At 42.5% G+C, this 20,864-nt stretch carries 20 protein-coding genes; 4 read left to right on the top strand and 16 right to left on the bottom strand.

Going from position 1 to position 20,864, the window contains the following annotated elements; all coding sequences use genetic code 11:
• Positions 1–230 precede the first annotated feature (230 nt).
• Together plsY and ACFOZY_RS12510 are read left to right on the top strand one after the other, a co-directional pair.
• The gene (gene plsY / locus ACFOZY_RS12515; RefSeq protein ID WP_378155946.1) at positions 231–833 is read left to right on the top strand and encodes a glycerol-3-phosphate 1-O-acyltransferase PlsY; all 603 of its coding nucleotides are present in this window, start codon (positions 231–233) and stop codon (positions 831–833) included.
• 38 nt (positions 834–871) lie between these two features.
• Positions 872–1,159 (top strand): HesB/YadR/YfhF family protein, encoded by a 288-nt coding sequence (locus ACFOZY_RS12510; protein ID WP_378155943.1) that lies wholly within the window; start codon positions 872–874, stop codon positions 1,157–1,159.
• 67 nt (positions 1,160–1,226) lie between these two features.
• Here ACFOZY_RS12510 and ACFOZY_RS12505 read toward each other — a convergent pair whose 3' ends face one another.
• The 11 genes from ACFOZY_RS12505 to ACFOZY_RS12455 all read right to left on the bottom strand — a co-directional run bounded on the left by ACFOZY_RS12505 (position 1,227) and on the right by ACFOZY_RS12455 (position 10,839).
• On the bottom strand, positions 1,227–1,538 hold the full coding sequence (locus ACFOZY_RS12505) for a hypothetical protein (RefSeq protein ID WP_378155940.1): 312 nt from the start codon (positions 1,536–1,538) through the stop codon (positions 1,227–1,229).
• A complete protein-coding gene (locus ACFOZY_RS12500; protein WP_378155938.1) occupies positions 1,538–1,963 on the bottom strand; it encodes an acyl-CoA thioesterase in 426 nt (141 codons plus the stop codon). The genes ACFOZY_RS12505 and ACFOZY_RS12500 overlap by 1 nt, the downstream gene beginning before the upstream one ends.
• A 46-nt stretch (positions 1,964–2,009) precedes the next feature.
• Entirely contained in the window at positions 2,010–3,491 is a 1,482-nt protein-coding gene (locus ACFOZY_RS12495; protein ID WP_378155936.1) for an AMP-binding protein, read from the bottom strand.
• 21 nt (positions 3,492–3,512) lie between these two features.
• On the bottom strand, positions 3,513–4,253 hold the full coding sequence (fabG, locus tag ACFOZY_RS12490; protein ID WP_378155934.1) for a 3-oxoacyl-ACP reductase FabG: 741 nt from the start codon (positions 4,251–4,253) through the stop codon (positions 3,513–3,515).
• Between the two features lie 12 nt (positions 4,254–4,265).
• A complete protein-coding gene (phaZ, locus tag ACFOZY_RS12485) occupies positions 4,266–5,147 on the bottom strand; it encodes an intracellular short-chain-length polyhydroxyalkanoate depolymerase (RefSeq protein ID WP_378155932.1) in 882 nt (293 codons plus the stop codon).
• A 13-nt stretch (positions 5,148–5,160) separates the two neighbouring features.
• Complete coding sequence (locus ACFOZY_RS12480) at positions 5,161–6,171, bottom strand: 3-oxoacyl-ACP synthase (RefSeq protein ID WP_378155930.1); 1,011 nt, start codon at positions 6,169–6,171, stop codon at positions 5,161–5,163.
• Positions 6,168–7,172, bottom strand: a complete 1,005-nt coding sequence (locus tag ACFOZY_RS12475) for a branched-chain amino acid ABC transporter permease (RefSeq protein WP_378155928.1) — start codon at positions 7,170–7,172, stop codon at positions 6,168–6,170. The genes ACFOZY_RS12480 and ACFOZY_RS12475 overlap by 4 nt, the downstream gene beginning before the upstream one ends.
• 4 nt (positions 7,173–7,176) lie before the next feature.
• Positions 7,177–8,037 (bottom strand): branched-chain amino acid ABC transporter permease, encoded by an 861-nt coding sequence (locus ACFOZY_RS12470; protein ID WP_378155925.1) that lies wholly within the window; start codon positions 8,035–8,037, stop codon positions 7,177–7,179.
• Positions 8,021–8,758: an ABC transporter ATP-binding protein gene (locus tag ACFOZY_RS12465; RefSeq protein ID WP_378155923.1), complete on the bottom strand. Its 738-nt coding sequence runs from the start codon at positions 8,756–8,758 to the stop codon at positions 8,021–8,023. Before ACFOZY_RS12465 ends, ACFOZY_RS12470 begins: the two co-directional genes overlap by 17 nt.
• A complete protein-coding gene (locus ACFOZY_RS12460) occupies positions 8,736–9,509 on the bottom strand; it encodes an ABC transporter ATP-binding protein (RefSeq protein WP_378155921.1) in 774 nt (257 codons plus the stop codon). Before ACFOZY_RS12460 ends, ACFOZY_RS12465 begins: the two co-directional genes overlap by 23 nt.
• 94 nt (positions 9,510–9,603) lie before the next feature.
• A complete protein-coding gene (locus ACFOZY_RS12455; RefSeq protein WP_378155919.1) occupies positions 9,604–10,839 on the bottom strand; it encodes a substrate-binding domain-containing protein in 1,236 nt (411 codons plus the stop codon).
• 200 nt (positions 10,840–11,039) lie between these two features.
• Between ACFOZY_RS12455 and ACFOZY_RS12450 the strand changes: the two genes are divergently transcribed.
• Positions 11,040–12,113, top strand: coding sequence for a CAP and S-layer homology domain-containing protein (locus tag ACFOZY_RS12450; protein WP_378155916.1), 1,074 nt, complete (start codon positions 11,040–11,042; stop codon positions 12,111–12,113).
• A gap of 111 nt (positions 12,114–12,224) precedes the next feature.
• On the opposite strand, the gene ACFOZY_RS12445 is transcribed toward ACFOZY_RS12450, so the two are convergent.
• The 4 genes from ACFOZY_RS12445 to ACFOZY_RS12430 all read right to left on the bottom strand — a co-directional run bounded on the left by ACFOZY_RS12445 (position 12,225) and on the right by ACFOZY_RS12430 (position 19,680).
• The gene (locus ACFOZY_RS12445) at positions 12,225–12,620 is read right to left on the bottom strand and encodes a VOC family protein (RefSeq protein ID WP_378155914.1); all 396 of its coding nucleotides are present in this window, start codon (positions 12,618–12,620) and stop codon (positions 12,225–12,227) included.
• Between the two features lie 104 nt (positions 12,621–12,724).
• Positions 12,725–15,934 carry a BTAD domain-containing putative transcriptional regulator gene (locus ACFOZY_RS12440; protein WP_378155912.1) on the bottom strand — a complete coding sequence of 1,070 codons (3,210 nt, stop codon included), beginning with the start codon at positions 15,932–15,934 and terminating at the stop codon, positions 12,725–12,727.
• Between the two features lie 214 nt (positions 15,935–16,148).
• Complete coding sequence (acnA, locus tag ACFOZY_RS12435; RefSeq protein ID WP_378156159.1) at positions 16,149–18,848, bottom strand: aconitate hydratase AcnA; 2,700 nt, start codon at positions 18,846–18,848, stop codon at positions 16,149–16,151.
• 163 nt (positions 18,849–19,011) lie between these two features.
• Positions 19,012–19,680, bottom strand: coding sequence for a DNA alkylation repair protein (locus ACFOZY_RS12430; protein ID WP_378155910.1), 669 nt, complete (start codon positions 19,678–19,680; stop codon positions 19,012–19,014).
• Between the two features lie 148 nt (positions 19,681–19,828).
• Here ACFOZY_RS12430 and ACFOZY_RS12425 point away from each other — a divergent pair, with 148 nt between their 5' ends.
• The gene (locus tag ACFOZY_RS12425; RefSeq protein WP_378155908.1) at positions 19,829–20,083 is read left to right on the top strand and encodes a GlsB/YeaQ/YmgE family stress response membrane protein; all 255 of its coding nucleotides are present in this window, start codon (positions 19,829–19,831) and stop codon (positions 20,081–20,083) included.
• 47 nt (positions 20,084–20,130) lie between these two features.
• On the opposite strand, the gene ACFOZY_RS12420 is transcribed toward ACFOZY_RS12425, so the two are convergent.
• Complete coding sequence (locus ACFOZY_RS12420; RefSeq protein ID WP_378155906.1) at positions 20,131–20,805, bottom strand: lytic transglycosylase domain-containing protein; 675 nt, start codon at positions 20,803–20,805, stop codon at positions 20,131–20,133.
• Between the last annotated feature and the right edge of the window lie 59 nt (positions 20,806–20,864).

Raw genomic sequence — 20,864 nt, 5'->3', positions numbered from 1 at the left:
TAATCGTACAGCTTATACAAAAGCATGTCAATTTCATGCTGATTGCTATGTGGCTTCATTCATTGTAAATCAATTCGAACGATCTTGGCAATTCAATTTCCCGATATGACGCTGTTTCCGTAATCTTGAGCTACAAAATTTCCGTTGTAGAAGACTCTATGAACATGGTAAACTAATGCTAACTGTTAGGAGTAAGTCCTAATGACTCGAACGGAAAAGGAGCAAACACATTGGAAACAGTCATGATCATATTGATAGCCTATCTGCTTGGATCAATACCGTCCGGACTATGGATTGGAAAGTGGTTTTATAAAACGGACATAAGGCAGCACGGCAGCGGGAATTTAGGCGGTACGAATACATTTCGTGTCTTAGGAAAGACAGCTGGTCTCATTGTTACGATCATTGATATCTTAAAAGGAACAGCAGCAACTCTACTTCCACTCATACCTTTTTTTGCAGATTCACCTGTTCATCCGCTCATATTAGGATCGCTTGCGGTGATCGGACATATGTATCCGATTTTCGCAGGATTCCGCGGCGGGAAAGCTGTAGCAACTTCTGGAGGAGTGGTACTTGGTTACCACTGGCCTCTATTCTTGATCTTAATCATTAGCTTTTTCATCTTTTTGAAAATCACGAAAATGGTATCGCTGTCGTCTATGATTATGACGATCATTGCAACTATCTATACTATCATTTACACAATCAATACGGGAGATTATTCCCTCCTTCTATTGATTCTTATTGTGTCGATATTCATTTTCTACCGTCATCGAGAGAATATTAAGAGGATCAAGGCAGGAACTGAGCCAAAAATAAAATGGATATAATATAATAGAACTAACTTGACTGAAAGTTGGTGACTCGTATGAAAATCCATATTTCCGACGAGGCGAAGAAATGGTTTCAAGATGAAATGGATGCGGAACCAGGCGATATGGTACGCTTTTATGCCCGCTACGGTGGTTCAAGCCCATTACATGAAGGTTTTTCGTTGGGCGTTATGATTGATCAGCCTATGGAAGCAGCGGTGGAAACGAAAGAGAATGACATCACTTTTTTCATTGAGGAAAAGGATGTGTGGTATTTTAGCGGCCATGATCTGTATGTCGGTGTCGACGAAACCAAAAACGAACTGTCCTACCGTTATGAATAGCATAGAAAATCTCCGAACTCATCGTAGTTTGGAGATTTTTTAATGGCAAGAAAAGAAGAGATCCCGTTCAGGATCCCTCCCATTTCTTAAATTTTAGCAATTGCTCACCTAAACCTTCGTTCTTTAAAATACGTTCTTGATGAATTCCGAATAGGTCAAAATGTGGATAGTTCCCCCGCTGATCGATCCATTCCGGTTTCAAGTCGTATTTCTTTCCCCATTCCATCAGCTTAGTCAAATTCGCACAACCCACTTTAGTAACAGTGTTGCAGCCTGGGAAACGATCATCAAGCCAGTAGTGGGTCAAAAAGGCAATTTCCTCATTTTTCACGGCCGCTTTCCAAGCTTGAAGCTCCTCCCGTTTAATTCCGAATGCCATTAGTTGCCGCTCCGTGCAATTTCCGTATACTTCGCATTCCATTCTGGATCTAATTTAGAGAGAGGTACTGGCCTTGAATTATCTTTCCGAATCACGACATGCTCTGACTTCGCTGTTGCCGCTAACGTTCCATCTTCGTGAACGATTTCATAGCCATAAACCGTCCGTAGTTTACCATGTGTCTCTACCCATGTACGGACAGTCGGTCGATCGCCATATTTTACCGCTTTCTTATATTGAATATTTAAATCCGTTACCGGGGATACGTAGCCGTCTGCTTCCAGCTGATGATATGTAAACCCGAGGTCCTGAATAAGACTTGTCCGTCCGATTTCCATCCAGACCAGATAGTTCGCATGGTAAACGACTCCCATCTGATCCGTTTCAGCATAACGGACCTCAATCTCTTTTTCGCTAACAAACATGAAAAATCACCTCTCTCCATATTATACAGGAGAAAGGTGAAGAGGCTCAACGTGATGGCTCGAATGCCTGCAACTTCTTCTTATCGATTTTTCCGACATGTGTCTTTGGAAGTTCACTTAAGATGACTATTTTTTTGGGTACTTTATAAGAGCCTAAATACTTTCTGCAATGGATCAGCAAGGCTTCTTCTTCATACTCAATACCATCATCCAAGACGATGAAGGCCGTAACCGATTCACCCCATTTTTCATCGGGAATCCCAACTACTGCTGCTTCCCGGATCCCTAAGAAATGGATCAGGCATTGCTCCACTTCCTGCGGATAAATATTCTCACCGCCTGAAATGATCATTTCCTTTTTCCGTCCGACGATATAATAATCTCCGTCTTCGTCGAATTTCGCTAAGTCTCCTGTCTTTAACCATCCATCATCGAACGCAGCCGAAGTTTCAAGCGGCTTATTCCAGTATGCCGTGAAAATATGCTTGCCTGACAAATATAATTCGCCTACTTCTCCTGGTCCACAAGGATTACCCTCTTCATCCACGACTTTCACAGAATTGAAGATCATGCTTTTACCGACTGAACCTTTCTTAGTTTCAGCTAGCTCCGGGCGGATAAAAAAGTTGTTTGGTCCAGCTTCAGTCAACCCGTAGCCTTCTTTAAACTTAAATCCCCGTTCAGTGAATCGATTATAGATCGTTTGTGGACAAGGAGCACCACCCGAAAGAAAGACCTTCATAGACGGAAATGATGATTGTTTGAAATAATTTTCCTGGATCATCTGCTGGTACATCGTCGGAACAAATAAGGAAATCGTAGCCTCGTATCGGTCCGTGGCACGTAATGCCATATCCGCATCGAATCGATTACCGATCACGACCGTACCGCCAGCCATTAAAATTGGCAAGCTTAATGCATTGATTCCGCCTGTATGGAATAACGGCATATAATTGATCGTGGTATCTTCTTCGGTTAATCCCCAACTGATAATCGTATTGATGGAATTACAGTTGACAGCTTCAAATGAAAGAATGACTCCTTTTGGATTACCGGTTGTTCCACCTGTGTAAATGAGAAGCCAAGGGTCTTCCGGTTTGAGCTCTACTGAACTTTGGAATACCTCTTGTACGGTAGCATCACTGTTTGATAATGAGCGCGAAGTGGAGACACTCAATTGGTTTGCGACATCTTCCATTAATTCATCAAAAACTATATAGGAAGGTTGACAATCCCCTATTACATATTGCAACTCATGAACACTAAAACGCCAGTTCAATGGTACGTAGATATATCCATCCAATCCACAGGCGAATAGAATCGCGAAAAGTTCCGGATGATTAGGAGAAAGGACTGCAATCCGATCTCCCTTACTTAGTCCTTCAGTTGTAAAAACGTTGCGCCAGAATGATATGCGGCCAATCAGTTTTTTATATGTCCAGTGCTCATCGGAATGAACATTCACTAAAGCGGTGTGTGTGGGAGACATCGCGGCACGTTTTATAATCCAATTCAGTTCTGTTAACACGAGCGTTCCCCCCTTTCTCATTTACATCATGATTCCACCATCGACATGAAGAACATGCCCGTTGACATAGTCCGATTCATCACTTGCCAGGAATAGGTATGCGTTCGCTATATCTTCCGGCTGTCCTAAGCGTTGCAATGCAACGACTGATTTCATCTGATCGATAATCTTTTCAGGCATTTTCGCAACCATAGCAGTTGCGGTGAAACCTGGTGCTACTGCGTTTACGTTTATACCTTTGCGCCCTAATTCTTTTGCCCAAGTCTTTGTCATTCCGACTACCGCAGCCTTTGTAGCGGCATAGTTTGTCTGGCCCACATTCCCGTACACACCACTAACGGATGAAGTATTAATGATTTTTCCTTTTCCTTTTTCGATTAAGTAAGGAATGACTGCTTGTGCACAGTTGAAAACGCCGGTCAAATTGACATCCAGAACACGTTGGAAATCAGCGGGTTCCATTTTTGTCAGCATAGCGTCTCGGGTAATTCCGGCATTATTGATGAGAATATCGATCGTTCCATACGTTTCGATCGTTTTTCCAATCATTTGATCAACGCTTTCTCGATCTGCGACATTCACTTGTACGTATGTAACGTCATACCCTTCCTTGCGAAGGGCTTGTTCCTGCTCTTTTCCTGCATTCTCATCAAAGTCTGCCATAATGACCTTCGACCCCTCGGAAGCGAAACGCCTGACTGCAGCCAGGCCGATTCCATTCGCTCCTCCGGTAATGATTGTTATTTTTTCAGATAATCTCATTCTTCCAAACTCCTATCCTAAAAACTCTTCGATTTCTCTCTTTAACACTGGCAAATTATCAACTAATGGGGAGTGTCCCATATCATTTAATGGAACGTACTTCGCGTTGTTTCCCAAGTCTTCTACGATTTCTTGGGTCATTTGTTCGGTCACCACATAATCGCGGTCACCTCTTAAGATTAATACTGGTACTGTTACATCTTTTGCCTGATTTGTTCCATCGTTCACTCCATTATGTTGTGAGCTGATATTGAATGTATTGAGTGCATGGTAGACATCAGCCAAATTTCGCTGGGTGAACATGTCATCGATATACTCTTCATATTTTTCTTCATCCGGTCGGTTATGCGTGTAAATTACTGCATTCCAGACAGCTTTCAGGCCATCACGATTCTTCGTATCATAGAGCCCTTGAACCCCAATGGTCTTGCCATCCTTTTCTACTTCTTGGATTGTTTTCAATCGGTTTTCTAAGTCGGGAGATCCATCCTCTTTTGTTAAATACATCGGATACCCTCTTGTAGAGCCAGACGCAAGTAATACTAACTTGTCGCATAGCCCTGGATAATCCGCTACAAATTGCAAACACACTGTTCCGCCAGTAGACCAGCCAATCAGATGGAAGTCCTCGAGTCCAAGTGCATCCACAAATCCTTTTAAATCATCTGAGAAGTCTTTGATGGAAGTAATGCGGCTATTATAGGAAGAACCGCCAAACCCCCTTAAATCCAAAGCATAGAGTTTATATTTCGGGCTTAGCGTTTCCATCAGAACGTCCCAGTGTTTGGATGATGTCATATTACCGTGAACTAAAACTATTACTTTTTCTCCGCCATATCGTTCCCGATATGTAATAACCTCATTGTTTTCAAGCATGATTTTTTGAAGTGCCATTACTCTTCCTCCCTTATGATTTGCCCCATTTAACTGTGATGGCTCCCCATGCATAGCCGATTCCAGCACTAACTAATACTGCAAGATCACCGTCGTTAAGCTGCCCTTTTTGTTCGGCAAGTTCTAATGAAAGAATTTGATCCATCTGTCCGATATGGCCGTATTCATTCAAATAGGTTGAGTTGTTTTCTGATAGCCCTAATTCCTGAAGAACATAATCATGCGCAGAACGTTTCATGTGCAAAATGGCCAAGTAATCAATGTCATATTCCTTGAATCCACTTTTCTCTACGGAACTACGAATTACTTGAAGGAAGTTCTGCATCGACTTTTGTTCTAACCGTGCCTTCATTCCTTCAGGATCCAATACGTCAAGTCGGTACTCGCCGTTTGTGAGAGACTCTGCTGTCAGAGGATGCATTGTTCCACCAACGGGAACCACTACATCTTCGGAAAAAGAACCGTCTGTGACAATCTCAGACTCCAAGAGGATATTCTCCTGGTGACCATTTCGAAGGATCATTGCTGCACCACCGGCTCCTAAATTGAACATGAACCGTGTTCTTTCGTTTTCGTAATCAATAAAATCCCCGTTCCGATAGCCACCTGCCAAGAGAACTGTACGAATGGATGAATCCGATTCCATCATGCTTTTAGCCACTTTCATGGCCATAATCGTTGTACCGCATCGAAGCGCAACATCGAATCCCCATGCATGAAACGCACCAAGCTCTTCTTGCATCTTGATGGCTGCGGTCCATAGCGGATATTCTTTATACTCTTCTCCGATATAAATGATGAGATCGATTTCTTTCGGATCGACATTTCCTTTTCGGAGTGCTTCCCTTGCAGCTTTTATTCCCATTGCCACCGTATGATCTTCTGGACCGGGGATTGGTTTTTGGATAATCCCCAGCTTCTCTCTCACGACACCTACCGGTACACCGGATTTGGAAGAGATTTCTTCAGCTGTCATCACTTTTTCCGGCAAATATATTCCCGTGCTTACGATTCCGACTTTCATGATGCAGCCTCCTTGCTCTTAGAAGATATGACGGAAGCTTCTACTCGTTTTTTTCGTTTCATTTTAAGGTTTCGGAAGAACCCGACGATCCCCATCGGGAAGAAAATAACCGCTAAAATGTAAATAATCCCAAAGAAGATAATCCAGCGTTCAAAAATCGGATGCGTGGAGGCCAAGTCAGATAAATAATGTTGTGCCAGTTCGATGATTCCAGCTCCAAGTAAAGGACCGATCAGTGTTCCGACCCCGCCAATAATCGTCATAAGTAGGGCATCAAGTGTTATATCCATTGTTAATACGCTCGTATTGACGAATCGTAGTGATACAGCGTAAAGCGATCCCGCCAAGCTGGCGACAACACCGGCAACAACTGATGCAATAACTTTGTAATGAAGGGTATTGTACCCTAAGGCACGAGTACGCGGTTCGTTTTCCCGGACGGCAACAAGAATCTTACCTAATGGAGAATTCACGAATCTACGTAAGAACAAATAGATGACGACGAGCAAACCTAATGCGACTAAATAGAAAACAATCCGATCACGGAAGACTTCCGGTGCCTTGAATGTGAATCCATCGTTGCCGAAAGTTAAACTTCGCCATTTTTCCGCAAGGACTAAGAATAGTCCTGATAATGCCATGGTCAGCATAGCGAAGAAGTGGCTCTTTAGCCGTAGTGTCAAGAGTCCAACGGCAAAACTGATGACACCAGCAATCGCCATACCTGCAATGATGGAGAGAACGAACAAACCGATTGTCGGTTCCATTCGATCTAACATAACTGCTGTAGTGTAGGCGCCCATTCCGAAGAACATGGCATGCCCAAAAGACACAATCCCGGTATATCCAAGAAGAATGTCGTAGCTCATAGCTAAAATACCGAAAATGAATACTTGAGTCAGCAATATCGTCCATGTGCGCGATTCCATGACAAATGGGAAGATTGCCAGTGCCGTGACGATTAGTAAAAGAATTACGTAATTAAATTGAAATTTTTTCATTTCGTCACCCCTTTGCGGTAAATAGACCTTGCGGACGGAAGATTAATACAACTGCCATCAGGATCATATTGACCGCAAGTGATAGTGCCGGAACATAGTAAGCCATGAAGCTTCCTGCAAGACCGACTAGAATAGCCGCTAATAGCGAACCAGGGAAAGACCCCATTCCGCCGATGACAACGACGATGAACGCTAAGATAGCAAATTCCATTCCCATTTCCGCATATACTTGACCTGAGTATGGGGCCATCAATACGCCTCCAAGTGCAGCAAGTGCAGAACCGGTCATGAATACAAGTAAAAATACACGTTTGATGTTAATGCCGAGCGCCTGGACCATATCCTTGTTGATGACTCCGGCACGGACGATCAGCCCGATTTTTGTACGTTTTAAGATATACTGGAAGATACCAAAAACAATCATTCCTACTATGATAATGAAAAGTCGATATTTGATCAAAATGACATCTCCGATTTCCCAGCTGCCCGCTAAATAGTCCGGTGTTTTAACAGCAATCTGGTTCGGGCCCCATACTACCTTAATCATCTCCTGCAAAACGAGCATGAGACCGAGAGTGATTAAGATCTGTTGAACATGGTTGCCATAAACCGGCTTAATGATCAATTTCTCTGTAAAGAATCCGAGGATTGCACCTGTAATGAGTGCACCTGCAATTCCGATAAAGAAGTTGCCAGTCATCCCGTAGACCCAGACCCCGGCAAAAGCTCCCCAGGCAAACAAGCCTCCGTGTGCAAAGTTCAAGACGCTCATTAAACCGAATATGAGGGTTAGTCCTGCTGCCAGTAAGAAGATGAGCATGCCTGTCGCGAGTCCGTTAATGGTTAAGTTAATGAGCAACTCCATGCTCAGCCCCCCTTTGCCCAATTCCTAAGTACTTACGTTTCAATTCATCATTTTCGATTAGCTCTGACATCCTGCCCGATTCAACCGTTTCACCATCGTCGATCAGAGTAAACGTATCACCAATCCGGCTGGCCATGATGAAGTTCTGCTCTACTAAAACAATCGTTGTCCTTTTCTTCATTTCCACTATTGCTTCCATTACCTTTTCTACAACGATTGGAGCCAGTCCTTTCGATGGTTCATCGATTAGAAGCAACTTACTGTCATTGACAAAAGCTCTGGCCATGGCGAGCATTTGCTTCTGCCCACCGGATAAATGGCCACCGTCCTTCTTCCAGAACTTTTTTAAGTCCGGGAATAAGTTTAGTACGTATTCCTGCCGTTCAAATGCGGCATCATCTTCTTTACGCATGGCAACTTTCATATTTTCCTCAACAGTCAGTGGACCGAATATGCCTTGATCCTCCGGAACGTAGCCGATTCCGCCATTAGCAATGTTGTATGTAGGCTTTTTAGAAATTTCTTCGCCATTGAAAAGAATCTTCCCTTTCGAATTCGGAGTCAGCCCCATAATCGTTTTTAAAGTTGTCGTTTTCCCAGCTCCATTCCGCCCTAACAAAACACTTACTTCTCCCTTCTTCGCTTCAAATGAAACCCCTTGAAGGATGTGGTATTGGCCGATATGTGTATGGACATCATCAACTTTTAACAAGACTGTCATCGTATAACCCTCCCAAATACGCATTTTGGACCGTCTCATTGTTCATGATATCTTCCGGTGTTCCGTCAGCAAGCAACTTGCCGTTGAATAACACCATGATAGAGTCGGAAAGATCGAGAATCATATCCATCTTGTGTTCAATGAGTAAAATGGTTCGATCACCACGGTTCTTAATTTGATGAATGACTTCCAGAATGGCAGGTACTTCTTCCAATGACATACCGGCTGTCGGTTCATCTAATAAGAGAACTTCGGTTTCCAATGCAAGTAACATAGCAATCTCAAGCTTTCGCTTTTCACCGTGTGATAATTGGCTTGCAAAAGCATCCGCTTTCGAGGATAAGAGTACAAGCTCGAGCAGCTCATGGGCACGCTCCGTAATAAGTTGATAGCTACGGAAATGTTTCAACATCTGATAACGGATCTTTTCCTTGGATTGAACCGCCAACCTTACATTTTCAAGGACCGTCAAGTTCGGGAAAACATTCGTAATCTGGAATGAACGTCCAAGCCCCAGTCTTGTTCTTTCTACTGAAGAAAGCTTTGTTAACGGCTGTCCCTTAAAGTAGACCTCTCCCTCGCTCGGCTTCAGCTCACCACTGATTAAATTGAAAAAAGTCGTCTTCCCGGCACCATTCGGGCCAATAATCGACTTGAAGTGCTTCTCTGGCATTTCAAAATTGACATGATCGACTGCTGTATGGCCGCCGAAACGAATCGTTAAATTTTCCGTTTTCACTATTGGTTCCATGTGGTCATCCCCTTTCTGCCATCCCTCTATATGCGAGAGTTCCTATTCGTATATAGAGGGACAGGCCCTCCAATGGAAGGCTGCCCCAACTGATTTATTTCTTGTTTAAGATTGGCGGCTCCGTCTCTTCCGCTGATAGTTCACGGATTAGGACTGGTACCGGATAATCTACACCATCTTGTTTTTCAAGCTGGATCGAATAGAGCGGTTGTAATGCTTGGTGGTCTTCTTCACGGAATGTCATCGTTCCTTTTGGTGTGTCAAATGACATACCTTCCATAATGTCGATCAACTTGCTCGCATCCGCATCCCCCTCGGATTTCTTCAATGCTTCAACAATCGCGATTGCAGCACTCATGCCGCCCGGTGTGAAGAGGTCAGGTACTGCCCCATCGAAGCGCTTCTTATGCTCTTCAACTAACCAGTCGTTGATTTTATTGTTAGGAAGTGTGTGGTAGTAAACTGAGAACCCTTCCATTCCAACAAGTGGTTCCATAACGCTAAGTGCCGGAATATCAGGTGCCCCTGTAGAAATTTTAATCCCTTTGTCTTGTAGCTTCATATCCGCAATTTGGTTCCAAGGAGAGTTAGCTCCCGCCCAAACAACGAATAGAAAATCAGGTTTTGCCTCAATAATCTTTTGCAAGTTGGATGTGAAATCCGTTGCAGCAGGATCAGCATACTCTTCCAATACGATTTCAGCGCCTAATTTTTCAGCAGCTGTCTTAAATGCTGCTACTCCGTCCCAACCAAATGAATAGTCAGGTGCGAATGTAGCAATTTTCACTCCTTCGCCAGCAATCGCAGCAGCACCCGCTACAGCATCCTGAGAAGAGTTACGTCCAGTACGGAAAATGTATTCGTTAAACTCTGAACCTGTAATACTGTCAGCTACTGCAGGTTCAACAATCATAATCTTTTCGTATTCTGCAGCAAGAGGTAGAACAGCCAATGTATCTCCAGAGCTGGAAGAACCGACTAAGAAGTCTACTTCATTCTCTTCAAGTAACTTTGTCGCCTTTTGAACAGCTACTTCAGGTTTTGTTTCGGTGTCTTCGTAGAAAACTTCAATCTTCTTTCCTGCTACTTCATTTGTTCCTCCAGTAGCATATTCGAGTCCAAGATCGAATCCGTTTTTCGTTTGTTTTCCGTAGGATTCAAGAGCTCCAGTTAAGGAGGCTAAGACACCGATTTTGATCGTGCCGCCTTCAGCTGCCTCCGCTGGTTCGTCTCCATCAGTTGAACTTGTACCTGTACCCGAATTATTGCAAGCTGCACTGAACAATAGTAATGAAGCCAAGCTGGCAAGCAACCACGGTTTTCTTTTCATAGTAATCCCCTTTCCCTTTGTGGAATGTAAGCGTTTTCCTTGCTCGCTATCATCATAGAAAAAGAGAGTTACAAATGAGTTGCAAATTTATGTTTTAAGCGCAAGTTTTCCCCTTTCTCTGTTAATTTCCTTAGGAATCTCTTATAGTGGTGGTAATGGATGGGAATCTCTATCAATACTGTAAAAGGGGATGATGGTTTGTGAGGAACTGGAAACAGAAGGTTGTTGCATCAATTCTGACGATATCGTTAATAATTCCGGTACAAGTAGGAGCGGCTGGAAAGTTTTCTGATGTTGGTACACGTTTTTCAAAAGAAATAGAGTATTTGGCTGGTCGTAATATAGTAAAGGGTTACAATAATGGTACTTTCGGTGTGAATGAACCAGTGACACGAGGAGAGGCAGTAGTCATGCTAACACGTGAAATGGGACTACGTTTTGACGGCGCACCTGACCCGGGATTTACTGACTTTAAGAAAGGCGATGGATTTTATACTGAGGTTGCTGAAGCGGTAGAACAAGGCATTATTCAAGGGAAAACCGGTAAAGATGGTTCCCTCTATTTTGATCCTGAAGGCTCTCTGACCAGATCTCACATGGCGTTAATTTTGACTCGGGCTTATGATATTCCTTTAGATCGACAAGATGTAAAATTCAAGGATGTCCCACCAAGTTTAGAGGCAAAACAAGCCATTAATGCATTAGCGAATGCAGGAATCACCATTGGGTATGACGATAGCAGTTTCCACCCCTTCTCCTCTATTACACGTCAGGAATTTGCTGCGCTTTTGGCACGGACAGTCAGTGTAGACTTCAACAAGATGAGCTTGCAATTCGTGAATTATGATCCAGTAACACACCAACGGGTAAAGCCGGTTTGGCTTTCTGATGAAGAAATAAGAGTTAAAGAAGAACAACTGGCTGATTTAATTAATGAGGCCAGATCGGAGAAAGGCCTTCCTGTCCTAAAGAAAAATGAACGTTTATTCGAAATGGCCAGACTAAAAACAAGAGCATTCGTGAGATTTCCTCATGAAGACTATGTGTTAACTCAACATTCTAATTTCTACAAAGAGTTGTATGGAGAAGAATTAACGAAAGAAGTACAAGAAAATATTGCGGCTGGTTCAGTTGAAAAAGCCTTTTCCAGGCTAATGAAGAATTCAATTACCGAGCCCTCTATATTTGAAGAAAATCAAACAGATATCGGAGTTGGCTTGACTCAAGATATGGACGGCAGTTATAAATGGTTTGTATTCTTCCTGTATAAGTAATCTGAACACCAACGCACCGCTATCGCGGTGCGTATTTTTAGTCGTAAAATTTCTTGAAAAATGGCTAAATGACACAACTCTTTTAAAGAATATCCTTTAATGAACTGTACATCAATTTGGCGACCTCATACCTCTCTCCATGACAGCAAAGTAATTTTCTTCATCGTCTGCAAAGTTGAATACTTTGCCGGAAGGCATGTTCACCATTTCCCCTACAGTTACTTTTTTATTCATTAATTCGCTGTACAATTCTTCTGCATTGTCTGTGAAAAACATTAATGATGGCGTTCCTAAATTCATTTCTGGTTCCATCTTTGCAACGATTTCTTTGTTGTGAAGCACGATTGTCGTTTCTGCGTTTTCACGCGGAGCAATTTCAATCCAGCGCATTCCCTGCCCGTTATCTTCCTCGGATACAACATTGAAGCCCATTTTTTCTTTCCAAAAACGTACCGCCTGTTCCTGGTCTTGCACATACACCATAATTTGTCCTACTTGAGTAATCATAACTTTTTACCTCCCACAGTTTAGTACTATTGATAATTTCTACATAAAAAGTGTTAATCCTCTAAAATGATTAACACTTTTCGAAATTAACAGCCCAATCAATTTCATACAGTTTCCGGTACCACAGAGACAATCATATCGTACATTTGTTCAGTCGTTTCCATTGGCTCGATGTTTAATTCGTCCTGGAGAACCTGCACACATCGTTCGTACCATTTAACTGCAAGGGATCGGTTATGTTGCTGGTAGTGTGCAAACATAAGCAATCGGTATGCTTCTTCCCATGTTCGGTCTATTTTCAATAGTTTTTCAGCCCAGTGAATCGTATTGCCAAACTCTTTTAACCTGGTAGAGGTCTGAGCTAAACGTTCTAAAATAGTTAAAAACGTTTCTTCCAAATTTCTTCTGTCGTCTTCAAGCCAATCCAACGTACTCTTTTCTTCGAATAGATTCCCTTTATATCGGTCAACGGCTTTAGTTAAGAATTCTTTCGCTTTCTTTGCGTCTCTCTCTTCCATTCCCTTCTCACCGTAAGTAGTAAAAAGATCCAAGTCCGTAATGATACTGGCAGCCGGGTTTAGTCGATACATCGTTTGCTTCCGTTGTATAAAGAACGATTCTTCTCGTGCCCCTCGATTAGGTTCCAACACTTTCAGCAATGCATTGAGTGCAACTTTAAAGTCGCGGTCAGCTGATTCCAGGTCGGAATCTTTCCATAACACGCTCATGATTTCTTCTTTTGCAGCAAATCTTCCGCGGTTCAGTAGTAAAAATATAAAAAGTTCTTTCGCCTTATCCCGCTGCCACTTCCGGTCTCCTACTACCTCTTTACCTATCTGGAGCTCAAATGGTCCCAAAAGATTAACGTATAAGCGATACCCCGGATGTGAGGTTAAGCCTTCCAACTCCAAGTTTTGATATACAAATTGTATTCCGCTATGCTCTTCATTTAACTGATAGGCTTTCAAAAGAATGGGTTTGAAAATCTCACGGTCAAAAGGTCCGAAAACAGTATCGCGATTAAAGAAAAATCCATATTTATACTCATTGCAGAGCGACGTGCATCGATTGATGTGTTCGATAAATCCTTCTTGATCCTCTTTTAAGAGATAGGCACGGGCGAGCCAGAATGAGGTAATCATTTCACTGTAATGGTCCCCGCATATGACAAAGATTCTTTCTGCCTCTTTCGCGACGGCAATGGCATCGTCAAAGTTATGATCATAGCTGTAGATGATAGATAATCCAATTCTAATTAGTCCAGATAGCCATCTGTCATTCACCTTTTCCGTTTCTCGCAAGCCCTCTAAGGCAAGCTGAATGCCTTCTGCACTCTGTCCCATTCTTGCTTTCACAATGGCTAACCCGAGGAGGGGTTCCGCTTTTCCTCTTGAGACATTCAGCTCATCCATCTGCTGGATTGCTTTTTCGTAGAGTTGTTCCGCTTTCCCTAAGTCGAAGGGGTTTATCAAATATTCAGCATGTCCTTTTCGTATATTGCCTACCGCTTCCACAAAACCGGATTTCTCTTTCTGTCCAATTGCAATCCCATGATCTGCACTTTCTTTTGCCTGCTCCGCCTTGCCTATTAATGCGGATACAAATGAGAGCAATATTTCAGTTTCTCTATGAGAGTCCGGCAACCTGTATTCAGTTGTCCGGCTTTTTAGCAATTGTTCCGCTTCTACCAATTGTCCTGTACGGAGCAAGATCCGGGCATCCAAATTTCCGTCAATCAGGATGGTTTCGTCCAATTTTTCGGTCTTAACAAACTCCGCTGCTTCAGATGCCCTTCCTAAGTTAACGAGGTTTTCAGCGAATTGACGTTTCAGTTGATCCATTTCCTTCTTGCTGAAGGCATCTGTTTGAACAGCAGAAGAAAGTGCATCAATTAAATAAGGTTCTGCTAAGCCAGGCTGAATGGTGTCTAAGTAAATATGTGCAAGTCCGGCATTTGCTCTGCTAATGTACACTAAATCATTCTCTCGTTGTGCCAAATCCAGGCACTTCATGTATGACTGTCGTGCCTTTTCATAATACGCACGGTATCGATGGCTTTCACCTTCATAGTAATACAAAGAATAAGATTTAGATTTCAGCGTTTCCGGCAATTCTTTCATAATGTCAATCACTAAATCGAATTGGCCCGATCTTATGAATGAAGGAGCAGTAGCCAATAATGTAGCCGCTACATTTGCAACATCATCTGTTTTTAATGCATGGTCGATAGCGAAAGTCGAATTTCCCTTTTTAATATGATATTCGGTCGCTCGTCTATGGGCAGCCAACCACCCTTCCTTGTCTTGTTGAATCCATTTATTCTTCAAAAATTGTTGGAATAATGCATGGAAACGATAAGTTCCATCCTCACGGAGAGGTTGAATGAATACATGCCGATCTGCCAACGCCTTTAACTTTTCTGCTTCCTGGTAGCCATAAAAATCGCCAATCAAACTCTCCGTGAAAGTTGGGAAGATTGAAAATGATAGAAGCGATGTTTGTTCCTCTTTGGACATGTTGTTAAACACTTCTTCAGTCAAATAGGCAAAAAGATCTTGCAATGCCGGCTTATCCGGCAAACCGGATTGGAGGGTTTCAGTTTGTCTTGCGAGAAGGTTGATTGCAATCGCCCATCCTTCTGTCAATTCTATAATTGCCTGTGCTTCTTCTTTTGAAATGACTTTTCCGAAGAAATCTTCAAAGTAAACACTAATTTCTTCTTCGGAAAATGAAAAATGGGTTTCAGTAATTTCATTAAGTGCGTTATTCAATTTCAGCTTCGATAAGCTTGCCCATTTTGGTCGATGTCGGGTAGCGACGATGATATGTACATGAGGAGGCAAAAATTCAATCAGTTTTTCCATGATGTAATTGATTTGGAACACATGGTCAACTAAATGATAGTCATCCAGAATGATATACAATGGCTGTTTAATGTCGAATAAGGAATTGGTAAAACGTGTATGCCATTGCCGTAATTCCTCTTCTTTTGGAAAAGCGGAAGGAAGCTCATGTGTAAATAATCGCTCTCCGAAATCCGGCAATACCCGCTGTATACTTAACTGGAGATGACGCAGAAATGGCAATACATCATCATCCTCTGCAGTCACTGTGTACCAAGAGTAAAGCAGTCGGGAATCAAGAAAATATTGTGCAAGCGAAGAACTCTTTCCATAACCCGCCCCGCTATGAAGCAATGTCAATTTAGCATCAGATGATTTTTTTAGGAGTTTGTTCAATGAAGGTCTTCTCATAAAGCTTGAGGAAGGCACCGGCGGGATCAGTTTTGAAAGAAGGATTGTTGTCTGTTCCATGCATACACACCTCCAAGTTCCGTTAGTTAGATTCTATCATAGGAATCTTCTGAATAGAACGTTTTTTGGAAGGGCTTTCCTGAAAGGTAGGATATATTGATTGTGGGTATGCGAATGGAGATTCCGTTCACAACGTTATGTCGCAGTATACGAAAAGTTGCAGTAAAAATTAATTAAACCCGATGCAAAATTGCACCGGGTTCAATGTTAAAAATTAGTTGTTTTTCAATTTGTCGCGAAGAACCATTTGAAGGATTCCGCCGTGACGGTAGTAGTCAACTTCAACTTCGGAGTCGAAACGAGCAAGAGCTTCGAATTCTGTTACTTTGCCGTCCTTAGCTGTTGCTGTCACTTTTAGGATATCACGTGGTTTTACGCCTTCAGCGATCTTGACGCTGATTGCTTCTTCCCCAGTCAAACCAAGAGTTTCTGCACTTTGACCTGGAAGGAATTGAAGTGGTAGAACACCCATCATTACAAGGTTTGAACGGTGGATACGCTCATAGCTTTCAGCGATAACCGTCTTAATACCAAGCAAGGAAGTACCTTTTGCAGCCCAGTCACGGGAAGATCCCATACCGTAGTCCTTACCAGCCAAGATAGCTAAACCAGTGCCTTCTTCTTGATACTTCATTGCTGCATCATAGATTGGCATGATTTCGTTTGTTGGCCAGAAAGTTGTGTAGCCGCCTTCAGTTCCTTTAGCGATCTGGTTACGGATGCGGATGTTAGCAAACGTACCACGCATCATTACTTCGTGGTTACCACGGCGGGAACCGTAAGAGTTGAAGTAACGAGGTTCTACGCCATGTTCACGCAAGTATTTACCTGCAGGTGTATCTTTACCGATTGCACCAGCTGGTGAAATGTGGTCCGTTGTGATGGAATCACCGAATTTACCAACAACACGCAAGTCGGAAAGCGGTTGGATATCAGCAGGTTCCTTCGAAAGCCCTTCAAAGAATGGAGGGTTTTGGATGTATGTCGATTCAGGATCGAATGCATACAAGGAATCGTCAGTCGTTTCGATTGCATTCCAACGTTCGTTTTCAGTGAATACGCGTTCGTATTCTTTGCGGAACAATTCAGGTGTAACTGTTTGCTTCACTGCATCAGCAACTTCTTGAGTAGTTGGCCAGATGTCTTTGAAGTAAACGTCTTTTCCATCTTTACTGCGACCGATTGGTTCTTTTTGAAGATCGATATCGACTGTTCCAGCAAGAGCGTAGGCAACAACCAATGGAGGTGATGCCAAATAGTTCGCTTTTACAAGCGGGTGGATCCGTCCTTCAAAGTTACGGTTACCAGAAAGTACAGAAGATACTAATAGATCGCTATCTACGATTGCCTTTTCGATTTCAGGAAGAAGCGGACCGGAGTTACCGATACATGTTGTACATCCGTAACCTACCAAGTTGAAGCCGATTTGTTCCATGTACGGAAGCAAGCCAGCATCACGAAGGTATCCAGTAACAACCTTAGAACCAGGTGCCAAAGATGTTTTCACGTATGCAGGTGGTGTTAAGCCGTGCTCAACTGCTTTCTTTGCAACAAGTCCTGCACCAAGCATTACGTATGGGTTGGAAGTGTTCGTACAAGATGTAATAGCAGCAATCGCAAGTGCACCTGTAGGCATTTGAACAGAGCTTCCATCTTCGAATTGAACAGTTGCTGTTTTTTCGAGTTCTTTTTCTTTTAAGCCGAAGCCTTGGTTTCCTTGTGGTGCCACGATCGCTTTGTTGAATTCTTCTTTCATAGCTGATAGAGGAATCAAATCTTGTGGACGCTTAGGACCGGAAAGGTTTGCTTCGATTTTAGAAAGGTCAAGTTCAACTACATCTGTGTAGAATGGATCTTCGCTGTCTGCAGTAAAGAACATGCTGTTTTCTTTTAAGTATTGTTCCACTACTGCGATGTGTTCTTCGTCACGTGCAGTCAGTCTCATGTAGTCAAGTGCTTCACTGTCTACCGGGAAGAAACCGCAAGTTGCACCATATTCAGGAGCCATGTTTGCGATTGTTGCACGGTCAGCGAGTGGAAGTGTTGTTACGCCAGGTCCGAAGAATTCGACGAATTTACCAACTACGCCTTTTTTACGCAATTCTTGCGTTACTTTAAGCGCTAAGTCTGTAGCTGTAGAACCTTCAGGCATTGCACCTGTTAATTTAACACCGATTACTTCAGGAATTGGGAAGTAAGATGGTTGACCAAGCATACCAGCTTCAGCTTCAATACCGCCTACACCCCATCCAAGTACACCAATACCATTAATCATTGTTGTATGGGAGTCCGTACCGACCAAAGTGTCTGGGTATGTCTCAAATGTACCGTCTTCGTTTTCGATTGCGTGTACAACATTTGCAAGGTATTCCAAGTTTACTTGGTGAACGATACCTGTTGCAGGTGGTACAGCACGATAGTTATCATAAGCTTTTTGAGCCCAGTTCAAGAATTGGTAACGTTCAGCGTTACGTTCGAACTCAAGGTCCATGTTCACGTTCAATGCTTGTTGAGTACCATATTGGTCAACTTGAACGGAGTGGTCGATGACAAGGTCAACTGGAATTTCAGGGTTGATCTTGTCTGGGTCGCCGCCCAATTTCGCCATTGCGGAGCGAAGTGCAGCAAGGTCAACAACTACTGGTACACCAGTGAAGTCTTGCAGGATAACGCGTGAAGGCTTAAATGGCACTTCAGCTTCAGGATCTGCATCCTTACCCCATTTCGCTAAGTTTTCAACGTGATCGTCTTTAATGACATAACCATCATATTGGCGTAAAACAGATTCGAGCAACACTTTAATAGAATATGGAAGACGGGAAACATTCGCGATTCCTGCTTCTTCCAAAGCGGCTAAACGGTAATAGTTGTACGTTTTGCCATTCAGCTCAAAAGAAGTGCGGCTGTTGTGCAAATTACTTTTTGCCATGTCTGTTCCTCCTTTATATTTGAAAAGGCTTAAACTAGCGTCTTTTCTCCAATACTTATAATAGCCTAACTCTATACATAAGTAAATTACATTAAAATTATAGTTTGTTATAAGTAAAACGAATGACCTTTTCTGTTTATACTAAAATTTACTGAATGTGTTTAAGTGCTTCTCGCCTGCTTAACGGCTTTAATTCTATTGACTTCACAAACTTTCTGACGTTTTCCGGATTTGTCTTCGCATATTCCCTTAATACCCAGCCAATCGCTTTTTGAACAAAGAATTCTTCGGAATCTGCATGTCTCTCAATCATGCTGAAAAGTAAACATTCATTTGTTTCTGCTTTATATTTCAGCTGATGAAGCAATGCAGCTCGGACTACCCAAAAATTATCAGAGAGTGACCAATTTCTCATCACCTCTTCTCCCTTTTCCCTATTACGTCTCACGATATTCCCTAAAATTGAAGGTGCAATCGAATCGACGCTATCCCACCATGATTTTGTCTCGATTATTTGTCTAATTAACCCTATATCTTCGATAGAAGGCTGTATTTTACCTATTAGTGCAATTGCAGCGTAATGATATTCCCTTTCCGGCAATTCGTATAAAGCGAATACTTCATCCCATGCTTGTGATGCCGGAGGGAGCTCATATTGAGAAAAATATCGTTTTAATAAATCCGTCCGGAGTGGACTATCAATGCCTAAAAACGGAAAGCGGTTCTTCATATAGGACGCCATTTTAGGTGATTTTTCTATATTTTTATGATCAGAGAAATATGTGATTAATGCTTGTCTATCCCAATTTAACTTCATTATACTGTCCCCTTTTTTTCAAGTGTACACTAAGGTTTGTTCAAATGAAAAAATGTCCATACTAAGTGTGCAATGTTTAAAGTCTTCTTGAATCGGATATATCAAGAGTGTAGTCAAATAAACTAAATCGACTAAGGAGCTGAAAGAAATGGGATTCATTTGGTATCTAATTATCGGAGGTATTGTAGGCTGGCTTGCCGGACTCATCTTAGGGAAAGACCTACCAGGAGGCATCATTGGTAACATTATTGCTGGTATTATCGGGGCTTGGGTCGGTGGTTCGCTATTCGGCGACTTTGGACCTGAAGTTGGGGACATCTATATTATCCCTGCCTTGATCGGTGCGATTATCTTGGTAGCCATTGTCAGCCTGATTCTCCGTATGCTACGTCGTAATGACTAATTTAAAGTGATAAAAAGGATGGGCCTCTTTATAAGGGTCCATCCTTTTTACTGTTCTTCTTTTTTCTTTTCCTTCCAACGTTCCTCATATAACCGATAGTAATAAAGGATATCTTGTACATAATCATCACTGCGATTATACATGAAAATGGCTTGCTCCAATTCACCTTCGGCAGCTCCGTTTTTTGATAGATAATTAGCTGCACTAAAAACGGCATCCTCCAAATCGTAAGGATCAGCTTTGCCGTCCCCGTTTGCGTCTACTCCGTAACCACCATATTTTTCAATTACAGCGGGATCCGTCTTATCTTCATCAGGAATATTTCCTTTCCCTAACCCTCCGCAGCCAGGATAACTCCATCCGACAAACGTACAAGGCATGAATTGCATATGCCCTTCTGCTCCTACTGGAGATACTAACGTTTCCATTGTAGAGAAGCGTGTTTCTATTCTGTGGTGGGCCGCAAGGAGAGTCCAAGGGATTCCATAAGCCTCCGCTGCCTGTTGATAGATCGGAATATACTCTTCCGGTAAATCGTCTCCCTTAGCAGGGAATTGCTTTGCTGATACCGTAAGTTGGTTTACAATGGGTAATTCCCGTATTCCCTGCCAAGTAATAATGGTGATTGTGTACACCGTAACCGTCACTGGTAGGAGAAGGATAATCATTAAAGCCTTAATAGTTGGAGATAACGTAGGTTTTTTCTTCTTTTTTTTCGGCATCCTAACCGCCCTCTAATAAAAAGGACCGGTCATATACCGGACCTTTACTTTTTTTCTGT

The sequence above is a fragment of the Chungangia koreensis genome (assembly GCF_042651785.1).
In the GTDB taxonomy this organism is placed as follows: domain Bacteria; phylum Bacillota; class Bacilli; order Bacillales_A; family Planococcaceae; genus Chungangia; species Chungangia koreensis.
Note: the sequence above shows the minus strand (reverse complement) of the source record. Positions and strands in the feature narration are given on the sequence as shown.